Genomic DNA, 26,461 nt, shown 5'->3' with positions numbered 1-26,461 from the left:
CGGTTTCAACCTTACGAACCGCTCCGGCCCAGCCATAGGGGCGGTCGGCCGGAGCAAAGGGGACTTTCGCCACAACAGTCTCATGGATGCTGTATTGCGACCTCGTGACGGCAGTCACGTAGGAGTGATAACTTCGAGGCGGAACCTGACCCGCGCACGGCCGGCACCAGCCCGATCGCTGAAGGGGATCCCTCCATGAGCCCGTTTCCCAGCTCGGCCCCGAGCACCGAGGAATGGCGTCATCTCCGGCTGACCCGGGACGACGGTGTGGCAACCGTCACATTCTCCCGCCCCGAAAAACTCAACGCGCTCACCTTCGGCGCCTACGCGGATCTGCGCGACCTCCTCGCCGAGCTCTCCCGCGAACGCTCCGTCCGCGCCCTCGTCCTCGCCGGTGAGGGGCGCGGCTTCTGCTCCGGCGGCGACGTCGACGAGATCATCGGCGCCACCCTGGCCATGGACACCGCCCAGCTACTCGACTTCAACCGGATGACCGGCCAGGTCGTCCGGGCCCTGCGGGAGTGCCCCTTCCCCGTAGTCGCCGCCATCCACGGCGTCGCGGCGGGCGCCGGAGCCGTGCTGGCCCTGGCCGCCGACTTCCGGGTCGCCGACCCCTCGGCCCGCTTCGCCTTCCTCTTCACCCGGGTCGGCCTCTCCGGCGGCGACATGGGCGCGGCCTACCTGCTGCCCCGGGTCGTCGGCCTCGGCCACGCCACCCGGCTCCTGATGCTCGGCGACGCCGTCCGCGCCCCCGAGGCGGAGCGGATCGGCCTGATCAGCGAGCTGGCCGAGGAGGGCAAGGCCGACGAGCGTGCCGCCGAGCTGGCCCGTCGCCTCGCCGACGGCCCCGCCCTCGCCCTCGCCCAGACCAAGGCCCTGCTCACCGCCGAGCTGGACATGCCGCTGGCCGCCTCCGTCGAGCTGGACGCCAACACCCAGGCCCTCCTGATGCACGGCGAGGACTACGCCGAGTTCCACGCCGCCTTCACCGAGAAGCGGACCCCGAAGTGGCAGGGGCGGTAACCGTGACCCGCGAGAGCACAGCCGTGCGGAGCATCGCGGTCATCGGCGGCGGCCCCGGCGGGCTCTACGCCGCGTCCCTGCTCAAACGGCTCGGCCCCGACCGCGAGGTCACCGTCTTCGAGCGCAACGCCCCCGACGACACCTTCGGCTTCGGCGTCGTCCTCTCCGACGAGACCCTCGGCGGCATCGAACACGCCGACCCCGAGGTGTACCGCGCCCTCAGCCGCGAATTCGTCCGCTGGGACACCATCGACATCGCCCACCGCGGCCGCACCCACACCTCCGGCGGACACGGCTTCGCCGCCCTCGGTCGCCGCCGGCTCCTGGAGATCCTCCACGAGCGCTGCGCCGCCCTCGGCGTCGACCTCCGCTTCCGCACCCCGGCCCCGCCCGCCGCCGAGCTGGCCGCCCACCACGACCTGGTCATCGCCGCCGACGGGGTGCACAGCGCCACCCGCGCCGCGCACGCCGACGCCCTCGGCCCGAGCATCACCGAACACCGCAACCGCTACATCTGGCTCGCCGCTGACTTCGCGCTCGAAGCCTTCCGCTTCGAGATCGCCGAAACCCCTTACGGCGTCATGCAGTTGCACGGATACCCGTACGCCGCCGACGCCTCCACCGTCATCGTCGAGATGCGCGAGGAGGTGTGGCGCGCCGCCGGGCTCGACGCCTGCGACGCGGCCGAATCCACCGCCCGCTGCGCCAAGTTCTTCACCGAGGCCCTGGACGGCCGCCCCCTGCGCGGCAACCGGTCCTCCTGGCTCGCCTTCCGTACGGTCACCAACTCCCGCTGGTCCCACGGGAACACCGTGCTCATCGGTGACGCGGCCCACACCGCCCACTTCTCCATCGGCTCGGGCACCAAGCTCGCCGTCGAGGACGCCCTCGCGCTGGCCGCCTGCATCGAGGAACAGCCCGACCTGCCCGCGGCACTGGCTGCGTACGAGGCCGAACGCCGCCCGGTCGTCGCCTCCACCCAGCGCGCGGCCGCCGCCAGCCTGCGCTGGTTCGAGGAGCTGGCCCAGTACGTCGACCAGTCGCCCCGCCGCTTCGCGTTCAACCTGCTCACCCGCAGCCGCCGGGTCACCCACGACAACCTCCGGCTGCGCGACGCCTCGTTCACCGCCGCCGTCGAGGGAGAGTTCGGCTGCCCGCCCGGCACCCCGCCGATGTTCACCCCGCTGCGGCTGCGCGGCCTCGAACTGCGCAACCGCGTCGTCGTCTCACCCATGGACATGTACTCCGCCACGGACGGCCTCCCCGGCGACTTCCACCTCGTCCACCTCGGGGCCCGGGCGCTCGGCGGCGCCGGACTCACCATGACCGAGATGGTCTGCGTCAGCCCCGAGGGCCGCATCACCCCCGGCTGCACCGGCCTGTGGAACGACGAACAGGGCCTGGCCTGGCGGCGGATCACCGACTTCGTTCACACCTCGGCCCCCGGCGCCGCGATCGGCGTCCAACTCGGCCACTCCGGCCGCAAGGGCTCCACCAGGCTCATGTGGGAGGGCATCGACCAGCCCCTGGACAGCGGCAACTGGCCGCTGACGGCCGCATCCCCCCTCCCGTACGAGCCCGGCGTCAGCCAGGTCCCGGCCGAGCTGGACCGGGCCGGACTCGACGCCGTACGCGAGCAGTTCGTGGCGGCCGCCCGGCGCGCCGCCCACTCCGGCTTCGACCTCCTCGAACTCCACTGCGCCCACGGCTACTTGCTCTCCGGCTTCCTTTCCCCGCTCACCAACCACCGCACCGACGCCTACGGCGGACCACTGGCCGGACGCCTCCGCTTCCCCCTCGAAGTCTTCGACGCCGTACGCGAAGTGTGGCCGGAGGAACGGCCGATGACCGTGCGGATCTCCGCCACCGACTGGGCCGAGGGCGGCACCGACGCCGAGGACGCCGTCACGCTCGCCCGCGCCTTCGCCGAACACGGGGCGGATGCCATCGACGTATCCACCGGCCAGGTCGTCCCCGACGAGCGCCCCGAATACGGCCGCTCCTACCAGACCCCGTACGCCGACCGGATCCGCAACTCCGTGGACGTCCCCGTCATCGCGGTCGGCGCGATCTCCTCCTGGGACGACGTCAACTCCCTGCTCCTCGCGGGCCGCGCCGACCTCTGCGCCCTGGCCCGCCCCCACCTGTACGACCCGCACTGGACCCTCCACGCGGCCGCCGAACAGGGCTACACCGGACCGGGCGCGCCCTGGCCCCTCCCGTACGGCGCGGGCAGCCGCACCCCGCCCACCGGCCGCACCGACGGGCCCAAGCCCCGGCTCAGGCTGGGGTGACCAGGCACGTGTGGCAGAGGCAGGGCGTGGGGTGGGGCGCGCTGTGGTGGGTCTCGCGGTACCCGGCGGCAAGCCGCTCCAGCAGGCCGGCCAACTCCTCGGCCTCCTCCCGGGACTGCGGGCGCCACGCGATCGCTTCGGCCCGCCGCAGCGCGGTCGGCGCGTACACCTGCTTGGCCCGGAAGGTGTGCAGATGGCGTGAGCCCGTGTCGACGGTGATCCAGCGGCCGGTGCGGGCCCGCCCGATGGTGGTCACCTGCTCGTGCGCCATGCCCGGGTAGGTGTCGACGACGTACACCTTCGCCCCGCCCCGGTACGACTTGGTCCCCGGTCGCAACTCCTGCCCGCCGTCCCCGTACCGCCGCCACCGCACCACATTCGCGGCGACGAGCCACATCGGCTCGGGTGTCCCGGGCTCCGCCGGGCCCTGCCGCTCCGTCGTCATCTGTCCCTCCTCATCTGCACCCGGTCCGCCACCGGCTCGTAACCGATGCGCAGATACACGCCGTTGCTCGTCGGATTGGCCAGGTCCGCGAAGAGCAGCACCTCCGCCGCGCCCTCCTCCACCGCGGCCCGGGAGGCAGCGGCCGTCACCGCGGCCGCGTACCCCCGGCCGCGCAGCTCCGGCGGGGTGTACACCAACGTCACCCGCACCGTGCCCGCCAGCATCCGGGTGCGCCCCGCCAGGGCCACCGGCGCACCGCCGCTCTCCCAGAGGGTGAGCGCCCCGCGCTCCGTGCCGTCGTCCACCGACCACTCGGCCGAGGACTTCGACTGCCCGGTCGCTTCGGCGAACCCGTGCACCCACTCCACCAGCAGCGCCCGGTCCGCCCGCGTCGCCGCCCTGGCCCGGCCCTCCGGCGCGGGGGAGGGGGCTCGCAGCGCGCCCACCCGGTACAGCCGGTGCTCCTGCACGGTCCGGTAGCCCGGCAGCCGAGCGGCCAGCAGCGCCGCGATGTCCCGGTCCGCGTTGACTCCGTCGAGGTCGGGCCCCGCCCCCAGGGCCTCTACCAGCGGCTCCACTGCCTCCGCGGCCAGGGCGGTCAGCAGCGCCACATGCGGCGGCGTGCGCACGAGCGTCCCCGTCACCGCTCCGTCCGCCCCGCGCCACCACCCGAGCACGGGATCGTCCGCACCGTAGTGATGCGCGCCGGAGCGCCGCAGCCGCTCGGTGACCGACAGCGCCATCGTGTGCTCGACGGGCCGCGCGGCGAGCGACGGGCCGGCGGCGGCGAGGAACACGTCGACGTCGTCGGTGAAGGTCCAGGTCATGCCTCATCCTGCCCGGGGGCGGCGGCCGGGGCACCCGGATTTCCCGTCCGCTGAGGGATCACTCCCGTACGAAGAGCTCCCCGGCGTCCCGCAGCCGCTCGTGCAGCCGGCCGAACACTTCCGCCGACCGGCCGCCGGGCCAGTCCCCCGGCAGCAGCTCCGGCGGCAGCCCCGGGTCCGCGTACGGGAGTTGCCGCCACGAGTCCAGCGCCAGCAGATAGTCCCGGTAGGCGGTCTGCGGCCGGGGTCCTTCGCCGGTGTCCCCGGACGCCTCCCAGTCCCGCAGCACCGGCTCGTGCAGTTCCAGGAAGTCTTGGTGCAGCCGCGCCACCGTGTCCAGGTCCCACCAGCGGGCCACCGCCTCGCGGGTGGCGGCGAAGCCGAGGTGCTCCCCGCGGAACAGGTCGACGTACGCGGCGAGTTCGAGCCGATCCAGGGTGTGCCGGGTCTCCTCGTACAGCCCGGCCGGCGCGATCCACACCCCGGGGGCCGCCGTGCCGAAGCCGAGGCGGGCCAGCCGGGAGCGCAGCAGATGGCGCTTGCTGCGCTCCGCCTCCGGTACGGAGAACACCGCGAGCACCCAGCCGTCGGCGAGCCGCGGTGCGGGCCTCCGGTAGATCCGCCGGTCCCCGTCGTCCAGCAGCTGCCGGGCGTCCGGCGACAGCGCGTACCCCGCCGAGCCGTCCCCGGCGCGGGCGGCCACCAGCAGCCCGCGCCGTTTCAGCCGCGAGACGCAGGAGCGTACGGAGGGGGCGTCGACGCCCACGGCGTGCAGCAGGCGGATCAGCTCCGACACCGCGAACGGCGCGCCGTCCGCCGGACGGCCGTACGCGCCGTAGAGCGTGATGATCAGGGAACGGGGGGTGCGCAACTCGGCCACGTGATCACTCTAGGTGCTGTCTTTCCGGAGGTCTTTCCGGAGGTCTTCCCGGAGCAGGAACCGCTGGAGTTTGCCGGTCGCGGTGCGTGGCAGGGACTCCTCGAACACGAAGACGCGCGGGCACTTGTGCGGGGCCAGGTCGGCCTTCATATGGGCGCGCAGCGAGTCCGCCGTCTGCTTCGAGCCCTCGGTCAGCACCACGTGCGCCACCACGATCTCGCCGCGCAGCTCGTCCGCCCGGCCCACCACGGCCGCCTCCGCGACCTCCGGATGGCGCAGCAGGGCGTCCTCCACCTCGGGGCCCGCGATGTTGTACCCGGAGGAGATGATCATGTCGTCGGCGCGGGCCACGTAACGGAAGTAGCCGTCCGGTTCGCGGACGAAGGTGTCGCCGGTCAGATTCCAGCCGTGCCGGACGTACTCCGTCTGGCGGGGGTCGGCGAGGTAGCGGCAGCCGACCGGGCCGCGTACGGCGAGCAGCCCCGGCTCGCCGTCCGGCAGCTCGTCCCCGTGCTCGTCCACCACCCGGGCCTGCCAGCCCGGCACGGGCACCCCCGTCATGCCCGGCCGGATCGCGTCGTCGGCGGCCGAGATGAAGATGTGCAGCAGTTCGGTGGCCCCGATGCCGTTGATGATGCGCAGCCCCGTCGCCTCGTGCCAGGCCCGCCAGGTCGCCTCGGGGAGGTTCTCCCCGGCCGACACGCAGCGCCGCAGCGCCGACAGGTCGTGGTCGTCCAACTGCCCGAGCATCGTGCGGTAGGCCGTCGGCGCGGTGAACAGCACCGACACCCGGTGCTTCACCAGCGCGGGCAGCAGGTGCTGCGGACCCGCCTGTTCCAGCAGCAGCGTCGACGCCCCGGCCCGCAGCGGGAAGACCAGCAGCCCGCCCAGGCCGAACGTGAAGCCCAGCGGCGGGCTGCCCGCGAACACGTCGTCGGCCGAAGGGCGCAGCACGTGCCGGGAGAAGGTGTCGGCGATGGCCAGGAGGTCCCGGTGCAGGTGCATACAGCCCTTGGGGCGCCCGGTGGTTCCGGAGGTGAACGCGATGAGCGCGACCTCGTCGGCGGCCGTGTCCACCGCCCGGAACGGACCGTTCCTGCCCTCCGCCAGCCGGGTGAGGTCCGCGGGCCCTTCCCCGCCGAACAGGGTGATCCGCAGCCCGTCCACGTCCGCCTCCGCCAGATCCGTCACGGACCGGGCGTCGCACAGGGCGTGGCTGATCCGCGCAAGCGAGCAGATGGTGGCCAGCTCCGTGGCGCGCGCCTGCGCCAGTACGGTGACGGCGACCGCGCCCGCCTTCATGACGGCGAGCCAGCAGGCGGCCAGCCAGGGCGTGGTCGGCCCGCGCAGCAGCACCCGGTTGCCCGGCACCACGCCCAGGTCCTGCGTCAGCACATGGGCGATACGGTCCACGGTCTCCCGCAGCTCGCCGTAGCTCCAGACGCTCCCGTCGCCCGAGCGCAGCGCGGGACGGTCGGCGCCCCGCTCCTCGACCGTGCGGTCCAGCAGTTCGTGTCCGCAGTTCAGCCGGTCGGGGTAACGCGGCGCCGGGTCGTCCAGGAGGAGCTTCGGCCACTGCTGGGGTGGCGGAAGGTGGTCGCGCGTGAAGGTGTCGGCGTGGGCGCCGGTGACGCGCCCGGACAGCTCGTGATGCGCGCCGGGGACGCGTACGGACGCGTCGGCGGCGGCTGTGGGCGTGTTCGGCGAGGAATTCGGCTCCATCAAGGATCGCCCCCTTGTCGCCTCTGGAGCGTATCGTTTGGGTGACGGTAGTCAACGGTCCGCGATAGGCCCGCTGTAAGACACCCGCTGTCAAGACACCCGCTATAAGACAGTGGCGCGGTAGGACCTGTGACGCGCCAGGACAGTGACGCGATACGGCAGAGACGCGACAAGAGAGGCGCCGCCATGACGGCATTCTCCCTCGAACCGGAACAAACCGCTTGGTGCGAGGAGCTGCGCACCCTCGCCGAACGGGAGCTGCGCCCGCTGGCGGAGAAGGGGGAGCCAGGGCGGGTCAACCGGCCGTTGCTGGCCGCCCTCGGCGAGCTGGGCCTCCTCGGCCGGATGCTGGGCTCCGGGGCGCTGGACCTGTGCCTGCTGCGCGAGTCGCTGGCCCGGGGATGCACGGAGGCCGAGACCGCGCTCGCCCTCCAGGGCCTCGGCACCACCCCGATCGTCCAGGCAGGCACCCCCGCCCACCGCGAACGCTGGCTCCCCGAGGTGCGGGCCGGGCGGGCCGTCGCCGCGTTCGCGCTGAGCGAGCCGGGGGCGGGCTCCGACGCCGCGGCGCTGAGCCTGGCCGCCGAGCACACCCGGGCCGGCTGGGCGCTCACCGGCGAGAAGTGCTGGATCTCCAACGCCCCCGAGGCCGACTTCGCCGTGGTCTTCGCCCGCACGACCCCCGGTGCGGGCTCCCGGGGCATCACCGCGTTCCTGGTCCCGTCCGACCGCCCCGGACTCACCGGTTCCGCCCTCGACATGCTCTCCCCGCACCCCATCGGCACCCTGGAGTTCGACGGCGTACCGGTCACCGCCGACGACGTCCTCGGCGAACCGGACCGGGGCTTCCGGGTCGCGATGAACACCCTCAACCTCTTCCGGCCCAGCGTCGGCGCCTTCGCCGTGGGGATGGCCCGCGCCGCCCTGGACGCGACCCTGGACCACACCGCCCACCGCACCGCGTTCGGCGGCGCGCTGAGCGACCTCCAGGCCGTCTCGCACCAGGTCGCCGAGATGGCCACCCGCACCGAGGCCGCCCGCCTGTTGGTGTACGCGGCGGCCGCGGCGTACGACGCGGGGGAGAGCGGGGTGCCGCGCCGTGCGGCGATGGCCAAGCTGTACGCCACCGAGACCGCGCAGTACGTCGTCGACGCCGCCGTCCAGCTGCACGGCGCCCGCGCCCTGCGCCGGGGCCATCTGCTCGAACACCTCTACCGCGAGGTCCGCGCGCCGCGCATCTACGAGGGCGCGAGCGAGGTGCAGCGCACCATCATCGCCAAGGAGTTGTACGCGACCGCCGCGCGGCGACCCGAGCCACTCGCCGAGCCGCCCGCCGCCCAGGAACCCGTGGAATCCGCCGGCCCCGCGGAAACAGTCGGCCCCGCGCAATCCGCCGGCCCCGTGGAATCCGTGGGCCTCACCCAGGAGCCGCCCGCATGAGTCCGTCCCACCGGATCAACCCGTCCGAACTCTCCCCGCCCACCGGCTTCAGCCACGCGGTCGTCGCCACCGGCGGGCACCTGGTCTTCCTCGCCGGGCAGACCGCGCTCGACCCGGACGGCAAGGTCGTCGGGGCCACCCTGCCCGAGCAGTTCGCCCTGGCGCTGGGCAATCTGCTCACCGCTCTCCACGCGGCCGGCGGCGCCCCCGCCGACCTCGCCCGGGTCACCGTCTACGCCACCGACGTCGCCGACTACCGCTCCCACGCCGCCGAGCTGGGCCGGATCTGGCGCACGCTCGCGGGGCGCGAGTACCCGGCGATGGCCGTCATCGGGGTCGCCCGGCTCTGGGACGAGCAGGCGATGGTCGAGATCGACGGGGTCGCGGTCCTCCCGTGAGAGCCGGGCTCCCGAGTAGCGGCTGCGGGGCGCCGGGGCGAGGCTGAAAGGGTCCGGATGCCGAGCCGACCCGGGAGAGTCAGCGGTGACCAGCCGGCCGCCCCCGCGCCCCGCCGCCAAGTCCTACGACGGCGAGGGCATCGTCGTCGGCTTCGACGCGCACCGCTGCCTGCACGCCGCCGAGTGCGTGCGCGGGCTCCCCACCGTCTTCGACGTCGACCGCCGTCCGTGGATCCAGCCCGACAACGCCCCCGCCGACGAGGTCGCCGACGTCATCCACCGCTGCCCGAGCGGCGCCCTCCAGTACCACCGCACCGACGGCATGCCCGACGAGGTCCCCGACGTCCCCACCCATGCGTCGCTCCACGCCGACGGAGTGCTGCACCTGCGCGGCGACCTCGAAGTCGCCACCCCGTACGGCCCCCGCCACGAGACCCGGGTGATGCTCTGCGGCTGCGGCGCCACCGGCAACACGCCGTACTGCGACCACAGCGCGTCCTGCGCCGGACACGGCTGAGACGGGCGCGCCCCAAGGCCCCGCCCCAAGGGCCCCGCCCCAAGGCCCCGAACCGCAGCGGGCCGGGAGGTGCGCGGCGCGCCGGACGGGTGAATCGCTCCGGGGGATATATCTGTATTTAGTGCCCTTTATTCCGGATGCCCCGCCGCCCGAACCGGGCACCCCGCTGTGATCGCGCTCATCGTCGCCCACTTCGCGCTGGCGGCCTGCGCGGGCTCGCTGGTGCACCGGCTCGGCCGGCGGGCCTTCGTCGTCCTGGCGCTGCCCCCGGCGGCCGCCACCGTCTGGGCCTTCACCCGCTGGAACACCGCCGCGTCCGGCGGCGCGGACACCTGGACCTGGGAGTGGATCCCGGACTACGGCGTCACCCTCGACCTGCGGCTGGACGCGCTCGCCGAGCTGATGGTGCTGCTCGCCGCCGGGGTCGGGGCGCTCGTCCTGCTCTACTGCGCCTCCTACTTCACCGACGACACCCCGCAACTGGGCCGCTTCGCCGGGAACCTCCTCGCCTTCGCGGGCGCGATGCTCGCCCTCGTCCTCGCCGACGACCTGATCACGCTCTATGTGTTCTGGGAGCTGACCACGGTCTTCTCCTACCTGCTGATCGGCCACGGCAGCGAACACCGCCACAGCCGCCGCTCCGCCCTCCAGGCCCTCGTCGTCACCACGCTCGGCGGCCTCGCCATGCTCGTCGGCTTCCTGATCATCGGTCAGGCCGCGGGCACCTACCGGATCTCCGCGATCGTCGCCGACCCGCCCGAGACGACGCTCGCCGTGTCCATCGCCGTCGTCCTCGTGCTGTGCGGGGCCCTGTCGAAGTCCGCGATCTGGCCGTTCTCCATGTGGCTGCCGAACGCCATGGCCGCCCCCACCCCCGTCAGCGCCTATCTGCACGCCGCCGCGATGGTCAAGGCCGGGGTCTACTTGGTCGCCCGGCTCGCCCCCGCCTTCGCCGACGTCCCCGTCTGGAAACCCGTCGTGCTCGTCCTCGGCGGCGCGACCATGCTGCTCGGCGGCTGGCGGGCGCTGCGCCTCAACGACCTCAAGCTCGTCCTCGCCTACGGGACCGTCAGCCAGCTCGGCTTCCTCACCCTGCTCGCCGGGACCGGCAACCGTAACGCCGCGCTCGCCGCCGTCGCGATGATCCTCGGTCACGCCCTCTTCAAGGCCCCCCTGTTCCTCGTCACCGGCATCGTCGACCACGCGGCCGGCACCCGTGACCTGCGCAAACTCTCCGGGGTCGGGCGCTCCCTGCCGTACGTCGCCGGGGTCGCCGTGCTCGCCGCCGCCTCCATGGCCGCCCTGCCACCGCTGCTCGGCTTCGCCGCGAAGGAGGCCGCGTTCGAGGCGCTGCTGCACGGCTCGGCCGCCGAGCGGTGGGCGCTGGCCGTCGTCGTCGCGGGCTCGGCGCTGACCACCGCGTACACCCTGCGGTTCGTGTGGGGCGGGTTCGCCCGCAAGCGCGGAGTCCCCGACACCCCCCTGCACCGGGTCGGGTGGACCTTCCTCGCCCCGCCCGCCCTGCTCGCCGTTCTCGGCCTGGTCCTCGGCCCCGGCGTCGGCTGGACGGACCGGCTGCTGGGCGCGTACGCCGACACGTTCCCGGCCGACCCGGACCCGTACCACCTGGCCCTGTGGCACGGATTCGGTCTCGCCCTGCTGCTGTCGGCCGTCGCCTGGGTCGCGGGCACCGTGCTCTTCCTCGGCCGCACCCACGTCACCCGGCTCTCCCGGCGGATCGCCTGGCCCACCGCCGACAGCGTCTTCGGCCATCTGCTGCTCGGACAGGAACGTCTCGCCCTCCAGGTCACCGGTTTCATCCAGCGCGGCTCCCTCTCCGTGTACCTGGCCACCACCCTGCTCGTCATGCTCGGCGGACAGCTCGCCGTCCTGATGGTCGACACCCCCTGGAACGGGGCTGTGCGCCCCCGGCTCTGGGACAACCCGCTCCAGGGCGCCGTCGCCGCCCTGACCTGTGCCGCCGCCCTGCTCTGCCTGACGGTACGGCGGCGTATGAAGGCCGTCGTCCTGGCCGGCCTCACCGGCTACGGCACCGCGCTGCTCTTCGTCGTCCAGGGAGCGCCCGACCTGGCGCTCACCCAGTTCTGCGTCGAGACCGTCGCGATGATCGTCTTCGTCCTGGTGCTGCGCCGCATGCCCGTCCACTTCCAGGAGACCGTGAGCACCTGGCGGCGGGCCACCCGCATCCCCGTGGCGCTCGCGGCGGCCGCCACCGTCGGCGTCGGGATGTGGGTCGCCGCCGCCGCGCGCACCGCCGAACCGGCCGGCACCGCCATGGTCCAGGAAGTCGCCGACCACGGGCTCAAGGACGTCGTGGCGACCATCCTCGTCGACCTGCGCGCCTGGGACACGATGGGGGAGTCCGCCGTCCTCGCCGCCGCCGCGATCGGCGTCACCAGCCTCATCTACCTGCACCGCCGCAGCGAGGGCTCCATGGCCCAGGAGGAGTTGCAGGGCCGTACGGCCTGGTCCCTGTCGGCCCACCACTCCTCCCGGCTGCCGCGGGGCGACGACGCGGCCCCCGAACGCAGCTGGCTGGCCGCCGGAGCCACCCTCGCCCCCGAACACCGCTCGATCGTCTTCGAAGTGGTCGCCCGGCTGCTGTTCCACCCGATCCTGGTGCTCTCGGTCTATCTGCTGTTCTGCGCCGAGTCCCTGCCCGGCGGCGGCTTCGTCGCCGGACTCGTCGCCGGGGTCGCGCTGATCACCCGCTACCTCGCGGGCGGCCGCTTCGAACTCGCCGAGGCCGCCCCCCTGCAGCCCGGACTCTTCACCGGCCTCGGGCTGTTCATCTCCACCGGAGTGGGCCTCCTCGGGCTCTCGGAAGGCACCGTCCTGCACGCCTTCACGTACTACGGGCACCTACCGGTCTTCGGCAAGTACCACCTGAGCACCTCGGTCCTCTTCGACTTCGGCGTCTACCTGCTGGTCCTCGGCGTCGTCCTGGACATCGTGCGCGCCCTCGGCGCCAAGGTCGACCGGCAGATCGAACGCGCGGCGGGCGTCCTCACCCCCGAAGGCGGACCCGAGGCGGGAGGGCCCCTGCGGTGATCGTCAGCGCCTCGCTCATCGCCACCGCCGTCGTGCTCTGCGCCGTCGGCGGCATCCTCATGCTCACCCGCCCGCTGACCCGCATCCTGCTCGGCGCCGTCATCCTCAGCAACGGCATCAACCTGCTGGTGCTCTCCTCCACCGGGCGGGCCGGCGCCGCACCCCTGCTGTACGGGGTGTCCCTGAGCCGGGTCACCGACCCACTGCCCCAGGCCATCGCGCTGACCGCCATCGTCATCACGCTGGCCACCACCGCGTTCCTCCTGGCCATGGCCTACCGCAGCCACCAGATCACCGGCACCGACGAGGTCCACGACGACCTGGAGGACCGGCGCATCGTACTGCGCGCCGAAGTCCTGGGCGAACGCGCCCAGTTGCGCGAGCAGTTCCGGTCCGGGGCCGAACCCACCGCCGAGGAGCGCGAACGCTACCGCGAGGAGCGCCGCCGGCTCCGCGACCGGCTCCGCGCCGACCGGGCCCGCCAGGCCCGGGGCCGCGACGCCTCCGGAAACCTCTGGAACGACGTGCTCGGCGCGGACCCCGAGGACTACGCCCGCGACGGCGACGCCAAGGCGGACGACCGCTACCCCCGTGACCGAGGAGCCGACGGATGAACGCGCTCGTCCCGCTACCGGTGCTGCTGCCGCTCTGCGCCACCGGTCTCAGCCTCGCCTTCGGCACGCGGCTGGGGCGCTTCCAGCGTTTCATCAGCGTCGCCGTGCTGTCCGCCGTACTCACGCTCTCGGTGATCCTCATGGTCGCCGCCGACCGGCAGGGACCGCTCTCCGTCCACCTCGGCGACTTCGCCCCGCCGCTCGGCATCACCCTGGTCGCCGACCGGCTGTCCGGGCTGATGCTCACGGTCTCCTCGGCCATCACGCTCTGCGTGCTCGTCTACTCCCTCGGCCAGGGCATGACCGACCGGGACAAGGAGACCCCGCTCGCCGTCTTCCACCCCGCCTATCTGATCCTCGTCGCCGGGGTCTCCTGCACCTTCCTCGCGGGCGACCTCGTCAACCTCTACGTCGGCTTCGAGATCATGCTGGTCGCCAGCTTCGTCCTGCTGACCCTCGGCGGCACCGGGCCCCGCATGCGGGCGGGCTCCACCTACGTGATCATCTCGCTGTTCTCGTCGATGCTCTTCCTCACCGCCATCGCCATGACGTACGCGGCCACCGGCACCGCGAACTTCGCCCAGCTCGCCGTCCGGCTGCCCGAGCTCCCCATCGGCGTACAGACCCTGATCCAGGCGCTGCTGCTGACCGTCTTCGCGATCAAGGCCGCCGTCTTCCCGCTCGCCGCCTGGCTCCCCGACTCCTATCCGACCGCCCCGGCCCCCGTGACCGCCGTCTTCGCCGGACTGCTCACCAAGGTCGGCGTCTACTGCATGCTGCGGACCGAGACCCTGCTCTTCCCCGGCAACCGCATCGGCGACCTCCTGATGGCCATCGCGCTCGCCTCGATGGTCATCGGCATCCTCGGCGCGGTCGCCCAGACCGACCTCAAGCGGCTGCTCTCCTTCACCCTGATCAGCCACATCGGCTACATGGTCTTCGGGATCGGCCTCGCCACCCGCGAGGCGTACGGCGGGGCCATCGTGTACGTCGCCCACCACATCACCGTCCAGACGACGCTGTTCCTCGTCGCCGGGCTCATCGAACGCCGGGGAGGCACCACGGAGCTGACCCGGCTCGGCGGCCTCGCCCGGGCCGCCCCGATGCTCGCCCTGCTGTTCTTCGTCCCCGCCATGAACCTCGCCGGGATCCCCCCGCTGTCCGGCTTCATCGGCAAGCTCGGGCTGATGCGCGCCGGCGTCGCCGACGGCGGCGGCTGGGCCTGGGTCCTGGTCGCCGGCTCGGCGGCCACCAGCCTGCTCACGCTGTACGTCGTCGCCAAGGTCTGGAACCTCGCCTTCTGGCGCGCGGCCCCGCCCGGCCAGGCCGCCGCCGGTACGGTCCTGGAGTCCGGCGACGACAGCGACGACGACACCGACGCGGGCCCCGACCGCATCCCCGGCACCGGTGACGAGGGCATCGGGACCACGCCCCCGCCCGCCGGCCAGGCCGTCGCCGCGACCCTGCACGGACGCGCCGTCACCACCACCAGCCGACTGCCCCACCCCATGGTCGCGGCCACCGCCGCCACCATCGCGATCGGCCTCGCCTTCACCGTCTTCGCCGACCCGCTCACCTCCTACACCGACCGCACGGCCGCCGAACTCCTCCAGCGCGCCCCCTACATCCAGGAGGTACTGGGCCGGTGAAACGCGTTCTGGGCTTCTCCTTCCGCAACGCCGATCTGCCACCCCTGAGCTTCGAGTTCGGCCGCCGCCGGCGAGTGCTGGACCTGCCGCTGATCATCTGGCTCACCGTCATCTGGGTGCTGCTCTGGTCCACCCTCACCTGGGCCAACGTCCTCACCGGCCTGGTCGTCTCGGTCGTCGTCTGCCTCGCCTTCCCGCTGCCCCGGGTCGACCTCGGGCTGCGGCTCCACCCCTGGGGCATCGTCTGCCTGGCCGGCTACCTCTTCCACGACATGTACACCTCGGGCGTGAAGGTCGCCCGGCAGATCTTCTTCGGCCTGCCGCACCGGGCCGCCGTCATCGGCGTCCCCCTGCGCTGCCGCAGTGACCTGATGCTCGCCGCCACCGCCGTCGCCGTCTCCAACGTCCCCGGCGGCTCGATCATCGAGGTGCGCCGGGCGACGGCCACCGTCTTCCTGCACGTCCTGGACGCCGACCGGCCCGAGGAGCTCGAAGCCGCCCGCCGCAAGGTGTGGCGGATGGAGGAGCTGACCGTACGGGCCTTCGGCACCCGTGACGAGATCGCCCGGGTCGCCGAACCCCCGCCACCGCCCCAGCTCGCCGCCGGGAGGCCCGCACCGTGACCGCACCCGAACGGGTCGACCAGGCCCTGCTGACCTGCGCCGTCGTCCTCATCCTCATCGCCGGGGGACTGCTGCTGGCCCGCATCTGGCGCGGCCCCTCCATGCTGGACCGGGCGATCTCGCTGGACGTCTGCGCCGCCCTGATCATCGCCGGCCTCGCCGCCAAGTCGGCCTTCACCCGGGATCCTTTCTACTTCCCGATCATGCTGGTGCTGGCGTTCCTCGGGTTCACCGGCTCGGTGGGCATCGCCCGTTTCATCGCCGTACGCGACCGGCCCCGTCACCTGCCGAGCCCCCCGCACCCCGACGACACCCAGGAGGACCCGCGGTGAACCTCTGGCTCCAGATCGTCGACACGGCCGGCGCCGTCCTGCTCCTCATCGGCGCCGCGATCTGTCTGCTCGGGGTGATCGGCATGATCCGGCTCCCCGACGTCCTCTCCCGCAGCCACGCCGCGACCAAGCCGCAGACCCTCGGCATGATCCTGGTGCTGGCCGGGGTAGCACTGCGGCTGCGCAGCGGTATGGACCTCGCCACCCTCGGCCTCATCGCCTTCTTCCAGATGCTCACCGGACCGGTCGCCTCGCACCTGGTGGCCCGCTCCGCGTACCGCACCGGCCAGGTCGACCACGGCGAGCTGCTCTTCGACGAACTCGACGAACAGCTCACCGACAGCAAGTGACCCTGGACCGAAGCGCGTTCATTCCGCCGGCACCCGGTCCAGGAACCCGCTCACCGAACGGATCCGACCGTCCTCGGCCAGCAGCGCCACGTCGAACCCGGCCACCGGCGCCGAGCCGTCCGCCGAGGAGACCAGCTCCCAGGAGAACCGGACCAGGTCGTGGTGCCCGTCGGGCGTGCCGGTGAGCGTGAACCGGAAGCCGGGGAACTGCCCCTGCGCGCCGCCGATCAGGGCCGCGAGCCCTTCGTGCCCGCGCACGTCGGCCAGCGGGTCGGTATAGCGGGCGTCGTCGGTGAACGCGGCGGCCACCGCCTTCGCCCGCTCCTCGTCACCGGTGGTGTTCCAGGCGGCGAAATAGCGCGACACGCTCTCGTCGTACGCGGCCATGGTGAGTCCTCTCCGTCGGCGCCCCGGCGGTCCGGGGCGGTGCACCCACTCTGGCCCGGGGTTTCGACGGCGTCGATTACCCCCGAGGTAAGGAGATCCAAAGACCCCACGGGGCCGGTGTCCGCGTGCCATGATGCGGGCAATGCCGGACGCTGGGGGGCGTATGGGAAGCACGGGCACGGTGCTGCGCGAATTGCGCGGCGCACAGAAAAGCGCCAAGGGCGTCTCGCTCTACTCGCGGTACGTGAACCGGCCCGCCGGGCGCGTGCTCGCGGCCGGGGCCTACCGGGCGGGACTGACGCCCAATCAAGTGACGTTGATCAGCGCACTGTTCACCTACGTCGCGCTGGCGTCGGTCGCGCTCGTCGAACCGTCCTGGACGCTCGCCGTCCTCGTCTACGCGGCCCTCGCGGTCGGCTTCGCCCTCGACTCCGCCGACGGGCAGCTCGCCCGGCTCACCGGCCGGGGCGGTCCGGACGGGGAATGGCTGGACCATGTCGTGGACTGCGGGAAGCTGCTGCTCGTCCACTCCGCGGTCCTGATCTCCTTCTACCGCTTCGGTGAACTTCCCTCGGAAGCCTGGCTGTTACTGCCCTTGGGCTTTCAGCTGGCCGCCGTGGTGACCTTCTGCGCGGGGCTGCTGCGCGAACACCTCGGCAAGGCGGCGGCGAGCGCTCAGGGGCCTTCCTGGGCGGCGGCGTCGGCGGCTCCCGTGTCCCGGGTGCGGGCCGTGGCCCTGCTGCCCGCCGACTACGGGGTGTTCTGCCTGGTGTTCCTGCTGCTCGGCGCACCCGGGGCCTTCCGCGCCGGGTACGCCGTGCTGGCGGTCGTGCACACGCTGTTCCTGGCGGCCTTCCTCGCCAAGTGGTTCAGGGAGCTGAAAGCGCTCCGGGCCGGCTGACGAGCACGTCCAGCGCCCGGCGCAACTGGGTGCTGGACGTGTGCACGGTGTACGGGAAGTAGACGACCTCCACGCCCACTTCGGCGAAGTCGCGCTCCAGCTTCACCCCCTTCTCCGTGCCCCGCCAGTCGTCGCCCTTGAAGATCACGTCGAACCGGACCTGCTGCCAGGTCTCGACCTTGTCCGGCACGGTCTCCACGAACGCGGCGTCCACGAAGCGCACGCTGCGGACGATCTCCAGCCGTTCACGGAGCGGGATCACCGGCGTATGGCCCTTGGCCAGGGCCGCCATCTCGTCCGACACGACCCCCGCGACCAGGTAGTCGCACTGACTGCGGGCGTGCCGCAGGATGTTGAGGTGCCCGACGTGGAACAGGTCGTACACCCCGGGTGCGTAACCCACCCTGTGCTGCACCATCCGTATCTCTCCCCCCACGGTGAAACGTGATCCGGTGATGTGCCAACGACCTTACTGTGAAGAACACTTGTGCAAGCCGTGAACGGATAAGCTCGACGGGGGCTGTTCCTCGGTGGGGACAGCGGCTGTCGTGGGGGGAAGGCGATCGTCCGATGTCCGATGCTGCAAGGCCCGGTCCGATGCGGGGCCGCCGACTTCTGGTGGTTTCGACCAACTACGCGCCGGAGCTCACGGGCATAGGCCCGTACGCCACCCAACTGGCCGAGCACTGGGCCGCGTCCGGCGCCCGCGTCCGGGCGCTCACCGGCATGCCGCACTACCCCTCCTGGCGGCTGGAGGAGGGCTACCGGGGCGTGTGGCGGACGGTGGAGATACGCGGCGGCGTCGGCGTACACCGACGTCGACACTATGTGCCGCCCCGTCAGACCGCTGTGAAGCGTGCCGTGTTCGAGGTCAGCATTCTCGCCACCGGGCTGATCTCGCCGCCGCCCGGACGCCCCGACGTCGTGATCTCCCAGATGCCCAGCCTCGCAGGCGGGGTCATTGGAGCGCGCCTCGCCCGACGCCACCGCGTCCCCTACCTCCCCGTCGTCCAGGACCTGATGGGCGCCGCCGCCGCACAGAGCGGCATCCGGGGCGGCGGCAGGGCCGCCGCCGTCGCCGCGGCCGCCGAACGGTACGCGCTGCGCGGGGCCGCCCTCGTCGGCGTCATCCACGAGAGCTTCGTACCCGGCGTGACCGCCCTCGGCGTCGACCCCGGCCGCATCCGCCTCGTCCCCAACTGGACCCATGTGCAGGGCCCCACCGCCGACCGGGCCGCGACCCGGGCCCGGCTCGGCTGGCCCGCTGGCGTCCCGGTCCTCCTGCACTCCGGCAACATGGGCCTCAAGCAGGGCCTGGAGGTGCTCATCGACACCGCCCGCCGCGCCCCCGACGTCCGCGTCGTCCTGATGGGCGACGGCAACCAGCGCGACGCCCTGCGCGCCCGCGCCGAAGGACTGGCCAACGTGGAGTTCCTGGAGCCCGCGGCGGCCGAGGAGTTCACCGACGTGCTCGCCGCCGCCGACGTCCTCGCGGTCACCCAGCGCGCCTCCGTCCTCGACATGAGCGTCCCCTCCAAGCTCACCTCCTACTTCACCTCGGGACGCCCCGTGATCGCCTCCGTCGCCGACGAGGGCGGCACCGCCGACGAGGTCCGCCGCTCCGGCGCCGGCGTCCTCGTCGCCCCCGAGGACCCGCCCGCACTCCTCGAAGCGGTGCGGAAACTGGCCGCCGACCCGGCCGCCGCCGACGCGCTGGGCGCGGAGGGGCCGCGGTACGTGGCCCGCCATCTGAGCCGCGAGGCGGGCCTCGCCCGCTTCGACGACCTGCTCGCCGAGGTCCTGCCGGACGCACAAGGGAGCCCCCGCCGATGACGCCCCAGCACCGCGCCCCGGACGACCACGACGAGCCGGCGCTCCTGCGCGACCAGTTCCGCCAACTCCTGCGCTACCGCTCGCTGCTGGCCGTCGGCGTCGTCGTCGGCCTGCTCGGCGGCGGCTACCTCGCGCTCGGCGGCGAGGACACCTACACCGCCACCGGCGAGGTGCTCGTCCGCTCTGCGATCTCCGACCCCTTCGCCGTAGGATCCACCGCCGACAAGGGCATCAACATCGGCTCCGAACGCCAGACCGCCATCAGCGACACCGTGGGCACCCTGGCCGCGGGCACCCTCCTCAAGGAGGGCGACGACGTCACCGCCCGCAAGCTCCTCGCCGGACTCCAGGTCACCAACCCGCCCAACACCCTCACCCTGCGCTTCTCCTACACCGGCGCCACCCCCGAGCAGTCCCGCGCCCGCGCCGAAGCCCTCGCCGAGGCCTACCTGGCCCACCGCAAGGCGCGCACCGAGGAGAGCATCGAGAACATGGCGGGCGGCTACCGCGCCCAGCTCAAGCCGCTGGAGGAGAAACGCGACCTGCTGGAGGAGCAGTCCGGCACCGGCGCGGCCGACGACGTCACCAGCGCCCGCGCCAACATCATCGTCTCCATCTCCGAGCTGAGCCGGAAGATATCCGAGCTGAAGGCCCTGGACACCACCCCCGGCTACCTCAACAAGAACCCCGTCGCCCCGGCCTCGCCCACCGGCCCGGGGCTGCCCCTGCTCCTCGGGCTCGGCGGCGTCGTCGGCCTCGCGCTGGGGCTGCTGCTCTCCTGGGTGCGCCTCGTCTTCGACCCCGCCGTACGCTCCGACCGCGAGCTGGTCCGCTCGCTCGGCGCCCCCCTGCTCGGCACCCTGCCCCGGGAACGCGCCGCCGCGGGCAGCCTGCTCGCCATCGGCCGGGGCAGCTCCCGGCTGGCCGAGGAGTACCGCGCGGTCGCCTTCCGGCTCGCCTACGACCCGTCGTTCGCCGAGAGCCGCCGCCTGCTCGTCACCTCCCCGCGCGGCGACAGCACGGCAGCCGCCGCCGCTGCCGCCAACCTCGCCGCCGCCTTCGCCGAGATGGGCCGGGACGTCCTGCTCGTCGAGGCCGACCTGCGCACCCCCTCCCTCGCCCGCGACCTGGGCTCCGCCGGCCACGAGGTGCGCCCGCCGCGCTGGGCCGCCGAGGAGGATGACGGCAGCTGGCCGGGCGGCGGCCGCACCCATGTGGACGTGCCCGGCTCCGGGGCCTTCGCCCTGATCCCCGGGACCACCGTCGACAACGTCCCGCGCGCCCTGACCTCCCCGTCCGTCGGCCGCATCGTCGCCGAGGCCGACCGGAGCGGCAACGTCGTCATCGTCCTCGCCCCGCCCGTCCTGTCCTACGCGGACGCGGTCGCCCTGGTCGACCGGGTGGACGGCGTCATGATCGTCTGTGACCCGCGCGAGGTGCACCGCAGCGACCTGGAGCGCATCCGCGAGATCATCGGCGCCTCCGGCGGCTCCGTCCTCGGCGCCCTGCTCCACCCGGGCCGGGGGCGGCTGCGCCGCGCGGAGCGACGGGCGAAGCCCACCCGCCGCCGGGGCGGTGGCGGCGGGCCCACCCCCACCGCCGAGCCGGACGCTCCCGAGGCCACCGGCGATCCCACCGAGACCCTCGGCCTGCGCACCTTCACCCTGCCGGCCGCCCGCCGGTGAGAGCCCGCACCGCCGTACTCTGCTCGGTCGCGGACCAGGGCGTGGCGGCGCTCACCAACATCCTCGTGCTGGTGGCCGCCGCCCGGCTCTCCACCCTCGCCGACTTCGCCCGCTTCTCCGCGGTCTACCTGGTCTTCACCGTGCTCCTCGGCGTCTCGGGCGCGTACACCGGGCAGCCGCTGGTCCTCAAGCGCGGCGCGGGGGAGGAGACCCGGGGCGCCTGCCGTTCCGCGGTCGCCTTCACCGTCCTCGCCTCGGCCGTGCTCGGGGCGCTGCTCGCGGCCGTCTGCGTCCTCGTCCCCGGCGACACCGCCCGCGCCCTGCTGATGCTCGGCCTCGTCCTGCCGGTGGTGCTGGGGCAGGACGCCGTACGGTACGCCTTCGCCACCCTCCAGCAGCCCCATCTCGCCCTGACCGGCGACGTGTTGCGGCTCAGCTGCGTACTCGGGGCGCTCGCCGTACAGGACTACGGGGCGTCCCCGGCGCGCCTGATCGCCGTCTGGGGCCTGTCCGCCCTGCCCGCCCTCCTGCTCTCCGCCGCCCTGCTCCACCGCGCCACCGCCGGATCCCGGCTGCGACTGCGCCCGCTGCTGCGGCGCGGCCACCTCGGGCAGCGCTTCACCGTCGAGTTCGGTGTGGGCAACGCGACCGGCCAGCTGTCCGTCCTCGGCCTCGGCGCGGTCGGCAACCCCCTCCTGGTCGGCGCACTGCGCGGGGCGACCACCCTCTTCGGGCCGCTCAACGTGCTCTACACCTCCGCCACGTCCTTCGGCCCCCCGCTGCTCGGCCGCATCAGCGACGAGCGCCGCCGGATCCGGGCCACCGCCGCCCTCGCCGCCGTCCTCGCGGCGACCGCAGCGCTCTGGGCCACCGCACTCGCCCTGCTGCCGGACTCCGCCGGACGCCAACTCCTCGGCGACACCTGGCCGGTGGCCGCCGATCTGCTCCCCGCGACGGGCAGCCAGTACGCGGCGATGGCCGTCGGCACCTGCGGGCTGCTCGCCCTGCGCATGCTCGACCCGCGCACCACGCTCGCCATTCAGGTCGTCTTCTCGCTCACCGCCGTGGCGTTCCTCGCCGGCGGTTACGTCGTCGGGGGCGTCCCGGGCGCCGCCTGGGGGCTGTTCCTGGGATCGCTCTGCAAGGCCGCCGCCACCTGGATCAGGGTGGCCCGGCTGCGCCGCCGTACCGGGGCGGCCGACGCGGGTGTCAGCGCCGACGCTCTTGCCGCCGCTCCCTGAACGTGGCGATCGCCAGCAGACACAGCGCGGCGATCGCCAGCTTCCCCGCCGCCTGGAGGAGCGGGCCGCGCAGCAGGATGAAGGTGTATCCGGCGACCAGCGGCGCGGCGATGGCCAGCACGCTCCCGGGGCCGGGCCCCGCCCGGGTGACGGCCAGGGCGTAGCGGCGGTCGGTGCGGGCCGACGCGTAGCCGATCAGCGCGAGGCCGCCCATCATGCCGCTCGCACCGAGATCGACCCAGAACTCGGTCCACAGCGGGGCCGAGAGGTTGGTCATCCGCAGCCCCATCCACTGCCCGACCCGGACCCCGGTGTCCTCCGGCTTTCCGCTCCACACCGCGCGCGGCACGAAGAACAGGGCTGAGCCCGTCAGTTGGCGGCCGTAGGTATGGCCCCGGGTGTCGACCCACGAGATGGTGTTGGCGAACATCACCATCTGGTCGTAGTCCTTGGTCACCAGCGGATCGAAGACCGAGGCCGACTGCACGGCCCGCTGACCCCCCTCCTCGTACCGGAACCTGTCCGCGTACGGGAACAGCACCAGCGCCCCCACCACGCCCGTCGTCAGCACCGTCCGGTAGACCGCCGCACTGCTCGGGAACGCGGCGAACACGAACGCCACGACCACCGTCAGGAACCAGTAACGGGCATTGGAGATCGGGTTGTTCACCAGAAGGTTCAGCCCTGCCAGCGCCACCCACACCAGCACCGTCGACGGTCTGCGCCGGGCCCGGTAGGAGGTCGCGAGCCGGCGGGTGTAGAAGAGCAGCGCCAGCAGCGCCGGGACCTGGCCGAAGCCCTTGATGAACGCCGAGCCGACATTCGACCCTTCCGTGACGACCCCGCTCGCCGCGACCGTCTCGTTGATCTCCTGACGGCTGGAGAAGAAGACCGCGGGCCCGCCCAGCTTCAGCACGTAGAACGCGCTCGCCGCGAACGCCAGCAGCACCAGCAGCCGCAGCCGCACCGGATGAGCGACGGCGGGCCCTCCGCCCGAGGCCCGAGCGGAGGGCGTACGGCGGCGCAGCGGACGCCGCGAGGCCAGCAGCGCCCCCAGGTCGTAGGCGGCACACCCCACCAGGACCATCGCGATGGCCGTGACGAGGTCCTGACGCGGCCCCACCATCGGCGTCGGCGTCTGCCCGATCACCACCTGGGCGAACGGCGCGACGCCCATCGCGATGTACACGAACATCCAGAAGACGCCCTGGAGCAGCCGTCGCCGGGTGGAGAGGATCATGGTCGCCAGCCGGGCACCCGCATAGCAGGTCAGCACCAACTGGAGCCAGTACGCCGTGTCCCGCACCCCGGTGCCGGGCTGGGCGGCGATCACCGCGGGCAGGAAGCAGACCAGGCCCAGGATGAGCGGCACGGACACGGCCCGCGACAGCATCGACCAGACGATCGGCCGCTCGGGCACGTCGGACGCGGGCCCCCGGGTCGGCGTGTGCGCCGATGTGTGCACCGACGTCATGCGCCCCCCCGGGGATCAGTGAACCGCTGAACACTCTAACGAATCAGCCCACTTGAGGGGGGCCGATGACTAGGCTGTGAATACATGGCCATGGTCGAGGGGAACTCTGGTGAAAATCCTGCACGTTGTCACGCTCCACACCCCGGACCATGCCTTCGGCGGTCCGACCCGGGTGGCGTTCAACCTCTCCAAGGTCCTGCGGGCGCACGGCGACGACGCACGGGTCATGGCCCTCGGCGACGGCTTCCCCGGCGGTGAACTGCCCAGTCATGTGGAGGGAGTTCCGGTCCACCTCTTCCAGGCCCGGCACCTCCTCCCGATGTTCGAGGTCAGCGGCATCACCTCCGCCAAGCTGCTGAACACCGCCCGCCGCATGATGCGCGGCGCCGACCTCGTCCACGTCCATCTGATGCGGGACCTGGTGACCCTGCCCGCGGCGCTGCTCGCGCTCGCGACCCGTACGCCCCTGGTCGTCCAGACCCACGGCATGATCGACCCCACCGAGAAGAAGGTCGCCCAGCTCACCGACCTCCTCGGGGTCCGCAAGGTGCTGCGCGAGGCGGACGCCGTCCTGCATCTGACCGAGATGGAGCGGCTCGACGTGAACGCCGTCGCCGCCCCCGTCCCGCTCACCCGCACCGTACGGCTGGTCAACGGGGTCCGCCCGCAGGAGCGCAAGCCCGCCCGCGAGCCCGGCCGCCCGCCCACCGTGCTGTATCTGGCCCGGATCCAGGAGCGCAAGCGGCCCGAGGACTTCGTCGCCGCGATGCCGCACGTCCTCGCCCGCCACCCGGACGCCCGCTTCGTGCTGGCCGGTCCCGACACCGGCGCGCTGGCCGGCACCCTCGGCCTCGCCCGGCAGCTGGGGGTGGCCGAATCCCTGCACCACGTCGGCCCGTTGGAGCACGACGAGGTGCTGGCCGCCGACCGTGAGGCCGATGTGTACGTACTGCCCGCGATCGAGGAGCCGTTCCCGGTCTCGGTGCTGGAGGCGATGTCGGTCGGCACGCCGGTCGTCATCACCCGCACCTGCGGGCAGGCCCCCGATGTGGCGGAGGCCGGCTCGGGCCGGGTCGTCGACAGCCGGGTCGGCGAGGACGCGGCCAACGCCCGCAAGGTCGCCGACGCGATCCTGGAGCTGCTGGAGCCGGAGGCCGCCGAACGGGCCGGCAAGGCCGCCTGGGAGCTGGTCAACGAGCAGTTCACCATCGAGGCCGTCACCGCCACCCTCCGGCGGACCTACGAGGACGTGGTCCGCCGGAGGCGAGGGTGAGCGCCGGACTCGTCAACGTATTGGTTTCTCGCGGGACTTGAGGGCTATCTGCCAGCGGTAGAAGCTCATCGCCAGCGCGAAGTCCAGGCCCGCCCGGCCGTCCAGGAAGCCCCGCTTGTAGAGGTACATATAGGCGAAGGACACCACCGGCTTGAACGGCGCCTTGTGGAACAACTGCCCCTGACGTGACTTGACCTGGCGCACCTGCTCCTTCACCCGGGGGTGGTGCTCCAGCCATGCCTCCCAGTCCGAGTAGCGGTTGTGCCGCTCGAACCAGGCGGTCACCGGGTCGAGGTCCTGGTGCTCGATGGGGTTCTCCAGCGTCCCCACCGTTGCCGCGACCGGCTGGTAGTGGCCCTCCACCTCCCCGATCCCCGGCGCGTCCAGGTCCCCGACCTCCGGGTAGTGGCAGCGGGTCCGGTCGGTCAACGACCGCTTGCGGATGGTGTATCCGTGCCGTAGCCGCTTCCCGGAGAACCAGTAGCCGAGCGGGATGTCGTACGCGGCGGGCTTCGGCGCATCCGCGTTCCGGAAGGTCTCCCGCAGCTCGGCCAGCAGCCCGGGGCTGAGCCGCTCGTCGCCGTCGAGGAGCAGGATCCAGTCCAGGTCGGTGCGGACGTTCTCCAGGCACCACTGCTTCTTGCGCGGGTGGCCGCCGTCCCAGGTGTACGTGACCACCTCGGCCCCGCACTCCTCGGCGATCTTCGCGGTGTCGTCGGTGCTGTGGGAGTCCACCACGACGACCGCCTCGAAGTGGCCGAGCACCGATTTCACCGCCTCCGCGATGTTCAGCCCCTCGTTCTTCGTGGGGATCGCCACGGCTATCGGGAGTTTCTGCGTACCTGCGGTCATCCCTGGGCTCCTTCGGGCAGCCAGGCGTAGCAGCCTGTGGACGTGAACGTAACTGCGGAATCGGGGATGGTGATCTTCCGGGACTTTCCGGTGTCGGAGGCGCCGGAGGCCAGCTCCTCGCCGCCCGCCCCTGCGATCTGCCAGGAGCAGTCCGTGGTGGGCGAGGCCGAGCGGTACACGCCCGGCCGGAGCTTCTTCCCGGCGTGCTTGCCGTCCGGGTAGCCGTACGCCGCCTCGTCGACCAGGTCCTGGTGCTGGGTGCAGAGCCCGGCGACCGCGTCCTTGGCCTCCGGGATCTCGCCCGTGACGATCGCGCCGACGGCGGTGTCCCGGTCGGCCTTGACGAGGTAGCGCAGCTTGTCGCAGGTCTCCTGACCGGTCTGGAGCACGGCCGCCGGGTCCATCCCCTTCGGCACCCGGTCCTTCAGATACTCCTTCTGCTTCTTGGTGAACGTCCCCGTCGCCGGGGTGATCTCGTCGGCGGGCGTCTTCGGGCCCTCGGCCGTGGCGGCCGGAGCGGACGACCCGGTGGCCGCCGGCTCCTCGGTGGGCGGCGTGGCGGACTCGGTGGCCGTGATGGCGGACGGGCCGGGGGCGGCGGGCCCGGAGGCCGCGGGGCGCTGGGCGCC

At 72.9% G+C, this 26,461-nt stretch carries 25 protein-coding genes; 16 read left to right on the top strand and 9 right to left on the bottom strand.

Annotated features, from left to right (window positions below):
- Positions 1–195 precede the first annotated feature (195 nt).
- Both ACFWM7_RS10705 and ACFWM7_RS10700 read left to right on the top strand, forming a co-directional pair.
- Positions 196–1,023, top strand: coding sequence for an enoyl-CoA hydratase family protein (locus ACFWM7_RS10705; RefSeq protein ID WP_383257875.1), 828 nt, complete (start codon positions 196–198; stop codon positions 1,021–1,023).
- A gap of 2 nt (positions 1,024–1,025) precedes the next feature.
- Positions 1,026–3,317 carry a bifunctional salicylyl-CoA 5-hydroxylase/oxidoreductase gene (locus tag ACFWM7_RS10700; RefSeq protein WP_383257872.1) on the top strand — a complete coding sequence of 764 codons (2,292 nt, stop codon included), beginning with the start codon at positions 1,026–1,028 and terminating at the stop codon, positions 3,315–3,317.
- Here ACFWM7_RS10700 and ACFWM7_RS10695 read toward each other — a convergent pair.
- From ACFWM7_RS10695 to ACFWM7_RS10680, 4 genes are read right to left on the bottom strand one after another with little or no spacing between them, the layout of a single operon-like run.
- On the bottom strand, positions 3,304–3,762 hold the full coding sequence (locus ACFWM7_RS10695; RefSeq protein WP_383257869.1) for a hypothetical protein: 459 nt from the start codon (positions 3,760–3,762) through the stop codon (positions 3,304–3,306). The genes ACFWM7_RS10700 and ACFWM7_RS10695 overlap by 14 nt on opposite strands.
- Entirely contained in the window at positions 3,759–4,589 is an 831-nt protein-coding gene (locus ACFWM7_RS10690) for a GNAT family N-acetyltransferase (protein WP_383257863.1), read from the bottom strand. Before ACFWM7_RS10690 ends, ACFWM7_RS10695 begins: the two co-directional genes overlap by 4 nt.
- A 58-nt stretch (positions 4,590–4,647) precedes the next feature.
- Entirely contained in the window at positions 4,648–5,469 is an 822-nt protein-coding gene (locus tag ACFWM7_RS10685) for a PaaX family transcriptional regulator C-terminal domain-containing protein (protein ID WP_383257861.1), read from the bottom strand.
- 9 nt (positions 5,470–5,478) lie between these two features.
- Positions 5,479–7,191 (bottom strand): AMP-binding protein, encoded by a 1,713-nt coding sequence (locus tag ACFWM7_RS10680; protein ID WP_383257857.1) that lies wholly within the window; start codon positions 7,189–7,191, stop codon positions 5,479–5,481.
- 186 nt (positions 7,192–7,377) lie between these two features.
- Here ACFWM7_RS10680 and ACFWM7_RS10675 point away from each other — a divergent pair, with 186 nt between their 5' ends.
- The 9 genes from ACFWM7_RS10675 (at position 7,378) to mnhG (ending at position 16,186) form a co-directional block, all read left to right on the top strand.
- Positions 7,378–8,631 carry an acyl-CoA dehydrogenase family protein gene (locus ACFWM7_RS10675; protein ID WP_383257851.1) on the top strand — a complete coding sequence of 418 codons (1,254 nt, stop codon included), beginning with the start codon at positions 7,378–7,380 and terminating at the stop codon, positions 8,629–8,631.
- Positions 8,628–9,029, top strand: a complete 402-nt coding sequence (locus ACFWM7_RS10670; RefSeq protein WP_383257844.1) for a RidA family protein — start codon at positions 8,628–8,630, stop codon at positions 9,027–9,029. Before ACFWM7_RS10675 ends, ACFWM7_RS10670 begins: the two co-directional genes overlap by 4 nt.
- Before the next feature lie 85 nt (positions 9,030–9,114).
- Positions 9,115–9,546, top strand: a complete 432-nt coding sequence (locus tag ACFWM7_RS10665) for a (4Fe-4S)-binding protein (protein WP_383257838.1) — start codon at positions 9,115–9,117, stop codon at positions 9,544–9,546.
- Positions 9,547–9,714: 168 nt separating this feature from the next.
- Positions 9,715–12,618 (top strand): Na+/H+ antiporter subunit A, encoded by a 2,904-nt coding sequence (locus ACFWM7_RS10660; RefSeq protein ID WP_383257835.1) that lies wholly within the window; start codon positions 9,715–9,717, stop codon positions 12,616–12,618.
- Positions 12,615–13,232, top strand: a complete 618-nt coding sequence (locus tag ACFWM7_RS10655; protein WP_383257832.1) for a Na(+)/H(+) antiporter subunit C — start codon at positions 12,615–12,617, stop codon at positions 13,230–13,232. The genes ACFWM7_RS10660 and ACFWM7_RS10655 overlap by 4 nt, the downstream gene beginning before the upstream one ends.
- Complete coding sequence (locus tag ACFWM7_RS10650) at positions 13,229–14,881, top strand: Na+/H+ antiporter subunit D (RefSeq protein WP_383257830.1); 1,653 nt, start codon at positions 13,229–13,231, stop codon at positions 14,879–14,881. The genes ACFWM7_RS10655 and ACFWM7_RS10650 overlap by 4 nt, the downstream gene beginning before the upstream one ends.
- Positions 14,878–15,504, top strand: coding sequence for a Na+/H+ antiporter subunit E (locus ACFWM7_RS10645; RefSeq protein ID WP_383257828.1), 627 nt, complete (start codon positions 14,878–14,880; stop codon positions 15,502–15,504). The genes ACFWM7_RS10650 and ACFWM7_RS10645 overlap by 4 nt, the downstream gene beginning before the upstream one ends.
- On the top strand, positions 15,501–15,836 hold the full coding sequence (locus tag ACFWM7_RS10640; RefSeq protein WP_383257825.1) for a monovalent cation/H+ antiporter complex subunit F: 336 nt from the start codon (positions 15,501–15,503) through the stop codon (positions 15,834–15,836). The genes ACFWM7_RS10645 and ACFWM7_RS10640 overlap by 4 nt, the downstream gene beginning before the upstream one ends.
- On the top strand, positions 15,833–16,186 hold the full coding sequence (gene mnhG / locus ACFWM7_RS10635) for a monovalent cation/H(+) antiporter subunit G (RefSeq protein WP_383257823.1): 354 nt from the start codon (positions 15,833–15,835) through the stop codon (positions 16,184–16,186). Before ACFWM7_RS10640 ends, mnhG begins: the two co-directional genes overlap by 4 nt.
- Positions 16,187–16,204: 18 nt before the next feature.
- Here mnhG and ACFWM7_RS10630 read toward each other — a convergent pair whose 3' ends face one another.
- Positions 16,205–16,573, bottom strand: a complete 369-nt coding sequence (locus ACFWM7_RS10630) for a nuclear transport factor 2 family protein (RefSeq protein ID WP_383257820.1) — start codon at positions 16,571–16,573, stop codon at positions 16,205–16,207.
- A 163-nt stretch (positions 16,574–16,736) separates the two neighbouring features.
- Between ACFWM7_RS10630 and ACFWM7_RS10625 the strand changes: the two genes are divergently transcribed.
- A complete protein-coding gene (locus tag ACFWM7_RS10625) occupies positions 16,737–17,474 on the top strand; it encodes a CDP-alcohol phosphatidyltransferase family protein (RefSeq protein WP_383257817.1) in 738 nt (245 codons plus the stop codon).
- Here the strand turns inward: ACFWM7_RS10625 and ACFWM7_RS10620 are convergent.
- Complete coding sequence (locus ACFWM7_RS10620) at positions 17,443–17,892, bottom strand: adenylyltransferase/cytidyltransferase family protein (protein WP_205081980.1); 450 nt, start codon at positions 17,890–17,892, stop codon at positions 17,443–17,445. The two genes, ACFWM7_RS10625 and ACFWM7_RS10620, sit on opposite strands and share 32 nt — an antisense overlap.
- Positions 17,893–18,044: 152 nt before the next feature.
- Here ACFWM7_RS10620 and ACFWM7_RS10615 point away from each other — a divergent pair, with 152 nt between their 5' ends.
- Genes ACFWM7_RS10615 through ACFWM7_RS10605 form a run of 3 tightly spaced genes read left to right on the top strand, consistent with a single transcriptional unit; the run spans position 18,045 to position 22,233 of the window.
- Positions 18,045–19,307 (top strand): glycosyltransferase, encoded by a 1,263-nt coding sequence (locus ACFWM7_RS10615; RefSeq protein WP_383257813.1) that lies wholly within the window; start codon positions 18,045–18,047, stop codon positions 19,305–19,307.
- Positions 19,304–20,992, top strand: a complete 1,689-nt coding sequence (locus ACFWM7_RS10610) for a CpsD/CapB family tyrosine-protein kinase (RefSeq protein ID WP_383257810.1) — start codon at positions 19,304–19,306, stop codon at positions 20,990–20,992. The genes ACFWM7_RS10615 and ACFWM7_RS10610 overlap by 4 nt, the downstream gene beginning before the upstream one ends.
- The gene (locus ACFWM7_RS10605) at positions 20,989–22,233 is read left to right on the top strand and encodes a hypothetical protein (protein ID WP_383257807.1); all 1,245 of its coding nucleotides are present in this window, start codon (positions 20,989–20,991) and stop codon (positions 22,231–22,233) included. Before ACFWM7_RS10610 ends, ACFWM7_RS10605 begins: the two co-directional genes overlap by 4 nt.
- Here the strand turns inward: ACFWM7_RS10605 and ACFWM7_RS10600 are convergent.
- Entirely contained in the window at positions 22,202–23,707 is a 1,506-nt protein-coding gene (locus ACFWM7_RS10600) for a hypothetical protein (RefSeq protein WP_383257804.1), read from the bottom strand. The two genes, ACFWM7_RS10605 and ACFWM7_RS10600, sit on opposite strands and share 32 nt — an antisense overlap.
- Positions 23,708–23,816: 109 nt before the next feature.
- On the opposite strand from ACFWM7_RS10600, the gene ACFWM7_RS10595 reads away from it, so the two are divergent.
- Positions 23,817–24,980 (top strand): glycosyltransferase, encoded by a 1,164-nt coding sequence (locus ACFWM7_RS10595; protein ID WP_383257799.1) that lies wholly within the window; start codon positions 23,817–23,819, stop codon positions 24,978–24,980.
- Between the two features lie 12 nt (positions 24,981–24,992).
- Here ACFWM7_RS10595 and ACFWM7_RS10590 read toward each other — a convergent pair whose 3' ends face one another.
- Both ACFWM7_RS10590 and ACFWM7_RS10585 read right to left on the bottom strand, forming a co-directional pair.
- Positions 24,993–25,832 carry a glycosyltransferase family 2 protein gene (locus tag ACFWM7_RS10590; RefSeq protein WP_383257793.1) on the bottom strand — a complete coding sequence of 280 codons (840 nt, stop codon included), beginning with the start codon at positions 25,830–25,832 and terminating at the stop codon, positions 24,993–24,995.
- A partial coding sequence (locus ACFWM7_RS10585) for a hypothetical protein (RefSeq protein ID WP_383257790.1) occupies positions 25,829–26,461 on the bottom strand: 633 nt, incomplete at its 5' end. The genes ACFWM7_RS10585 and ACFWM7_RS10590, both read right to left, overlap by 4 nt.

This window comes from Streptomyces sp. NPDC058375, assembly GCF_042723425.1.
GTDB classification, from domain to species: Bacteria; Actinomycetota; Actinomycetes; order Streptomycetales; family Streptomycetaceae; genus Streptomyces; species Streptomyces durocortorensis.
The sequence above is the reverse complement of the archived record's forward strand: the minus strand, read 5'-3'. Positions and strand labels throughout refer to the sequence as shown.

Coding starts and splice junctions, on each gene's coding strand:
- ACFWM7_RS10705 (WP_383257875.1), top strand. CDS start 196: ATGAGCCCGTTTCCCAGCTCGGCCCCGAGCACCGAGGAATGGCGTCAT.
- ACFWM7_RS10695 (WP_383257869.1), bottom strand. CDS start 3,762: ATGACGACGGAGCGGCAGGGCCCGGCGGAGCCCGGGACACCCGAGCCG.
- ACFWM7_RS10690 (WP_383257863.1), bottom strand. CDS start 4,589: ATGACCTGGACCTTCACCGACGACGTCGACGTGTTCCTCGCCGCCGCC.
- ACFWM7_RS10680 (WP_383257857.1), bottom strand. CDS start 7,191: ATGGAGCCGAATTCCTCGCCGAACACGCCCACAGCCGCCGCCGACGCG.
- ACFWM7_RS10675 (WP_383257851.1), top strand. CDS start 7,378: ATGACGGCATTCTCCCTCGAACCGGAACAAACCGCTTGGTGCGAGGAG.
- ACFWM7_RS10670 (WP_383257844.1), top strand. CDS start 8,628: ATGAGTCCGTCCCACCGGATCAACCCGTCCGAACTCTCCCCGCCCACC.
- ACFWM7_RS10650 (WP_383257830.1), top strand. CDS start 13,229: ATGAACGCGCTCGTCCCGCTACCGGTGCTGCTGCCGCTCTGCGCCACC.
- ACFWM7_RS10630 (WP_383257820.1), bottom strand. CDS start 16,573: ATGGCCGCGTACGACGAGAGCGTGTCGCGCTATTTCGCCGCCTGGAAC.
- ACFWM7_RS10625 (WP_383257817.1), top strand. CDS start 16,737: ATGGGAAGCACGGGCACGGTGCTGCGCGAATTGCGCGGCGCACAGAAA.
- ACFWM7_RS10620 (WP_205081980.1), bottom strand. CDS start 17,892: ATGGTGCAGCACAGGGTGGGTTACGCACCCGGGGTGTACGACCTGTTC.
- ACFWM7_RS10615 (WP_383257813.1), top strand. CDS start 18,045: ATGTCCGATGCTGCAAGGCCCGGTCCGATGCGGGGCCGCCGACTTCTG.
- ACFWM7_RS10610 (WP_383257810.1), top strand. CDS start 19,304: ATGACGCCCCAGCACCGCGCCCCGGACGACCACGACGAGCCGGCGCTC.
- ACFWM7_RS10600 (WP_383257804.1), bottom strand. CDS start 23,707: ATGACGTCGGTGCACACATCGGCGCACACGCCGACCCGGGGGCCCGCG.
- ACFWM7_RS10590 (WP_383257793.1), bottom strand. CDS start 25,832: ATGACCGCAGGTACGCAGAAACTCCCGATAGCCGTGGCGATCCCCACG.